The organism is Pseudonocardia sp. SID8383 (assembly GCF_009864975.1).
Taxonomy (GTDB): Bacteria; Actinomycetota; Actinomycetes; order Mycobacteriales; family Pseudonocardiaceae; genus Pseudonocardia; species Pseudonocardia alni.
Map to the genome: position 1 here is coordinate 1 of NZ_WWFY01001144.1, position 5205 is coordinate 5205.

The window sequence follows — 5205 nt, forward strand, 5'->3', positions numbered from 1 at the left end:
CGCCCCGGCCCACCCGCGCACGCGACGACGCCCGGGGGCACGTGCCCCCGGGCGTCGGTCGTGGTGTGTGGCCGGCTCAGCCCGTGGCGGCCGGGCGCTCGGGCGCGGGCGGCGTGCCGGGCGAGACCCGCGGGTCCAGCTCGGCGCGCTCGTCGGTCTTCTCGCCCAGCGGCTTCTCCGGGTCGACCGCCTTGTCGTAGGACGCGGTGACGCTGATCAGCCGGTGCCCGCGGAAGCGGGCGTAGCGCAGCGACCGCAGCCAGTTGTAGAGCGTGCCGAAGCGGTTGCCCCAGCCGATCAGGAACATCACGTGCACGTAGCACCAGATGAAGTACCCGAGCCAGCCGGTGAGCTTGATGCCGCGGACGTCGGCGACGGCCTCGCGGGCGCCGATGGTCGCCATCGAGCCCTTGTCGAAGTACTTGAACGGGGCCGGGGTGGTGTCGTCGCCCTTCGCCCGTGCCTTGATCAGCTTGCCGACGTAGGTGCCCTGCTGCATCGCGACCTGCGCGACGCCGGGCAGCCGGTCGATGGTGGAGACCATGTCGCCGATCGCGAACACGTCGCGGCGGTCCGGCAGGCTGCAGTCCGGGTCCACGGTGAGACGGCCCGCGCGGTCCACCTCGCCGCCGGAGGCCTTCGCCAGCAGCTCGCCCAGCGGGGAGGCCTGGACACCCGCGGCCCACACCTTGGTGCGGGCGGTGATGCGCTCCTCGCCGTTCGGGCCCTTCACCGTGATGGAGTCGGCGTCCATCCCGGTCGCCATGGTGTTCAGGCGGACCTCGATGCCCTTCTTCTCCAGGGTCTTGCGCGTGTAGTTCTGCAGCTTCTTCGCGAACGGCGGCAGCACCGCCGGCGCCGCGTCGAGCAGGATGATCCGCGCGGAGCGGGTGTCGATCGACCGGTACTCACGCGGCAGCACGTACTGCGCCAGCTCGGCGAGCTGACCGGCGAGCTCGACGCCGGTGGGGCCGGCGCCGACGACCACGAAGGTCATCCACGCCTGCTTCTCCTCCTCGGTCGTCGCGACCTCGGCGAGCTCGTAGGCACCCAGGATGCGCGAGCGCAGCAGCCGGGCGTCCTCGATCGACTTCATGCCGGGCGCGTGCTCGGCCCACTCCGGGTGCCCGAAGTAGGCGTGCGTGGCGCCCGCGGCGACGACGAGGGTGTCGTAGGGCAGCACGATCCGCTGCCCGTCCGGCGCGGCCGCGTGGACGACCTTGGCCTCGAGGTCGATGTCGCCGACCTCGGCGAGCAGGGTGCGCACGTTGCTCTGCTTCTTCAGCACCCGGCGCAGGGCCGGGGCGATCAGGCCGGGGGACAGGATGCCCGTCGCGACCTGGTAGAGCAGCGGCTGGAAGAGGTGGTGGTTCGTGCGGTCGACGATCGTCACGTCGACATCGGCGCCCTTGAGCGCCTTGGCGGCCTGCACACCGCCGAACCCTCCGCCGACGATCACGACCTTGTGCCGGCCCTGCCGCTCGTCGTGCTCTGCCGTGCTCACCTGAGTCCGCCCCTTGTCGGTCGGTCCTGGCGCGGCATCACCGCGCACCTGCTCGATGGCCGGTGTCGGTCCCCGCCTCCGGACCCTGAGTCCTGGTGTCGGCGGTGGACGGCGGCCGTCCTGGCCGGTCTCCGACCGTACGAACCCACGGCCGCCGGGGCAATTCGGATCGCTCCGGAAACGCCTTTCAGAGTCCGAACTCACACGGTGGGGGAGCGGAAGCCGGGATGCGGGTTCGCGCGACCGTGCGACGATGGAGCCCATGTGCGGGATCGTGGCTGCGTTCGGTGGACCCACGGCGTGGCCGGGCGGTGAGCCCGCCGACCCCGGGAAGTACGAGCGGATGCTCGCCCGGGTGGCGCACCGCGGCCCCGACGACACCGGCGTGCAGGTCGTGGGGAACGCCTGGCTCGGGCACCAACGCCTGTCGATCATGGACGTCAGCGGCGGGCACCAGCCGATGTCCGACGCCGCCCGCACCGCGTGGATCGTCGGCAACGGCGAGATCTACAACCACGAGCGCATCGCCAAGGCGTTCCCGGACGGCACGGTGCGCACCAAGTCCGACACCGAGGCCGCGCTGCACGCGGTGATGTGGGACGGCCAGGCCGCGGTCGCCTCGCTGAACGGCATGTTCGCCGTCGCCATGGGGCGCACCGACGGCGCCGGGCTCGTCGCCCGCGATCCGTTCGGCGTGAAGCCGTTGTACTGGGTGCCGCCGGCAGAGCTCCGTGACGGGGGTGGCGGTGCGTCCGGGGCTGTCCCGTACACCGCGCCGGACCCGTCGGAGACGGTGCTGTTCGCCAGCGAGCTCCGCGCGTTCGACCCCGAGGACCGCCCGTACGTGCGCTCGTTCCCGCCCGGCTGCCTGTGGAGCCCGTCGTCGGGGCTGGTGCGGTTCGCCGACGCCGTGCCGGTCGAGGTCCGCCCGGCACGCCGCGCGATCCGCCCCGGCTGGGACGACGCGGACCTGTCCCGGGTGCGCGAGGCCGTGGTGTCCGCGGTCCGTCGCCGGATGATGTCCGACGTCGGTGTCGGCGTGTTCCTGTCCGGTGGCCTGGACTCGGCGCTGGTCGCGGCCATCGCCGCGCAGGAGGCCCGGGCCCGAGGCGAGCAGCTGCCCACCTTCGCCGTCGGGACCGCCGAGTCCGGTGACCTGATCGCGGCCCGCAAGGTCGCCGCGCACATCGGGTCGGACCACCACGAGATCCTGGTGACCCCCGAGGACATCGCCGAGGCCCTCGACCACGCCGTCGAGGTCATCGAGCACTACGACCCGGCCCTGGTCCGCAGCGCGGTGCCCAACCTGATCCTCGCCCGCGAGGCGGCGAAGAAGGTCAAGGTCGTGCTCACCGGGGAAGGTGCCGACGAGCTGTTCGCCGGTTACTCCTACATCCACGGCCCCGAGTACGCCGACCCGGACACCCTGCAGGCCGAGCTGGTCCGCTCGCTGGAGCAGCTGCACCACCTCAACCTGCAGCGCTGCGACCGCACCACCATGTACTTCGGCCTGGAGGCCCGCGAGCCGTTCCTGGACTCCGGCCTGGTCCGGGCCGCGCTGGCGCTGCCGCCGGAGTGGAAGCAGTGCCCGGACGGCCGCCCCGAGAAGGCGATCCTGCGCGAGGCGTTCGAGGGCTGGCTGCCCGAGGACCTGCTGTGGCGCGGCAAGGAGCAGTTCGGCGACGGCTCCGGCGCCGGCACCGTGCTCGCCGAGCTGGCCGCCCGCAAGGCCGCCGCCGCGGCCGACACCGGGGTCACCGACGGGGTGCCCGAGCACCCGTCCGACTCCTGGCCGCTGCGCAGCGAGGAGGAGGTCCTCTACCACGGGATCTGGCGCTCCCACTTCGACGGGATCCGGCCGGACCACGTGCTCGGGGCGTTCGCGACGGCCTGAGCGGCGCTCTGCCCCGGTCGCCCGACCGGTGCGGCGGGCTCGGCCGCGGAGGGCTAGTTCTGGTCGGGACGGAGGCCGTCGACCTGATCGGAGCCGGAGACCCCGCTCGAACCGGTCGCGGACGGGTCCTGCGACGTGCCGGGCTCGCCCCCGGCGGGGACGTCGGCCGCGCCCGTCGACGCGCAGGACTCCTCGACCGACTGCGGCAGCGCCGCGGCCGGGTCGGGGGTCGGCGACGCGCTCGCCGAGGACGACCGCGACGACTCCGTGCTCGGGGACGGCTGCGCCGTCGGGGCGGCGAGCGCCGGGGCGGTCCCGGGCGCCGGCTCCGGGGCCGGGTCGGCGATGGCGTTGCGGACGACCTCGCGCATGTAGGAGACGTCGGGGTCGGCGGTGACGAAGTAGCCCGTCGAGGAGTTCGGGTCCGGCAGCGACGGGTCGAACGCGACGCTCTCCAGCCGGAACCCCTCGTCGGCCAGGACGGCCAGCGCGGGCAGCACCTGCTGGGGCATGTCGGTGGCGACGTTGTCCCGGGTCACCGCGGCGATGCTCTGGAACCGGGAGATCAGCTCGGTCGCGGTCGTCTGCGAGATGACCGCCTGGATCAGGCAGCGCTGGCGGCCCATCCGCTGGTAGTCGGTGCCGTCCCGGCGGGAGCGCGCGAACCACAGCGCGTCCTCGCCGCCCAGGGTCTGCACCCCGGGGCTGATGTAGCGGTCCGGGGTGACGTGCCTGCCGAACGCGGTGACGCCACCGACCGGGATCGGCTCGGGCCCGACGTTCACGGTGACTCCGCCGACGGCGTCGATCATCGAGGAGAACCCGGCCATGTTGACCTCGAGGTAGTAGTCCAGCGGCAGGCCGGTCATGTACGCGATCGAGGACTGGAGCAGGTTGATGCCCGGCGACGACGTCGGTCCCGACGGCGCGATCTCCGGGTGCTGCTCGGCATAGGCGTAGACGGCGTTGAGCAGGTAGTCGCCCGACAACGGCTGCGACGGGTCGTGGAAGCCGTCCGGGAACTCCTCCGCGGCCGGGCTGCCCGGCGGGAACTCGGCCCGCTGGATGTTGCGGGGCAGGCTGAACAGCGTCGTCCGGCCGGAACGGGTGTCGATGCTGGCGACCATCATGGTGTCGGTACGGGTACCGGTCCGGTCGTCGCCGGCGTCGCTGCCCAGCAGCAGCACGTTCAGCCGGGGCTTGCCCAGCGCCTCGGCCGCCGAGGTCCCGCCGCCCTGGAACAGCGAGTTCAGCAGCCCGCGCTGGGAGTTCATCAGCTCGACGCCGTAGCCGAAGGGCACGGCGACGGTGAGGCACAGCAGGGCCGCGGTCCCGGTGCCGAGGATCTTCCGGCCGAGCGGCATCCCGCGCGGCCGGGCCAGTGCGTAGGTCCGCGCGACCTGGGCGATCCAGGCGATCCCGGCGACCACCAGCGCCACCGCGATGACGGTCAGCGTGGTCGTCGACAGCAGGTTCTGGAGCAGCGTCGAGCGCCGGGCCAGGAGCACCACCGCCGCCAGCCCGACGACGATCGCGACCACCGTGCCGAGGATCAGCCCACCGGTACGACGGCGGCGCAGCGCGAGGTGTCCGCTGCCGGGCACCACGGTGGACGCCACGGTGAGTCCGAGCGCGGCGGCGAGGGTGCGCCGCGCGGGGTCGGGTGCGGCCGACCTGCCGGCGGGCGGGGACAGCGTGCTGTTCCCGTCGCGCCTCTCACCGCGGCCGCCCCGGGCCTTCGCCGCGGAGCCTCCCGCCGCCGAGCCTGCTGCGGCGGTTCCTGCTGCGGCGGTTCCTGCTGCGGCGG

3 protein-coding genes are annotated in these 5205 nt (G+C 73.4%); 1 reads left to right on the forward strand and 2 read right to left on the reverse strand.

What is annotated here, in order from left to right:
- Positions 1–76: 76 nt before the first annotated feature.
- A complete protein-coding gene (locus GTW08_RS27760) occupies positions 77–1504 on the reverse strand; it encodes an NAD(P)/FAD-dependent oxidoreductase (RefSeq protein ID WP_100879877.1) in 1428 nt (475 codons plus the stop codon).
- Between the two features lie 253 nt (positions 1505–1757).
- On the opposite strand from GTW08_RS27760, the gene GTW08_RS27765 reads away from it, so the two are divergent.
- Complete coding sequence (locus GTW08_RS27765) at positions 1758–3398, forward strand: asparagine synthase-related protein (protein ID WP_308292881.1); 1641 nt, start codon at positions 1758–1760, stop codon at positions 3396–3398.
- 53 nt (positions 3399–3451) lie between these two features.
- Here GTW08_RS27765 and GTW08_RS27770 read toward each other — a convergent pair.
- On the reverse strand, positions 3452–5205 hold a 1754-nt coding region (locus GTW08_RS27770; RefSeq protein WP_237454256.1), incomplete at its 5' end, for an LCP family protein.

Excerpts from the sequence above, each read along its gene's own strand:
- GTW08_RS27765 (WP_308292881.1), top strand. The coding sequence starts at position 1,758 with ATGGAGCCCATGTGCGGGATCGTGGCTGCGTTCGGTGGACCCACGGCG.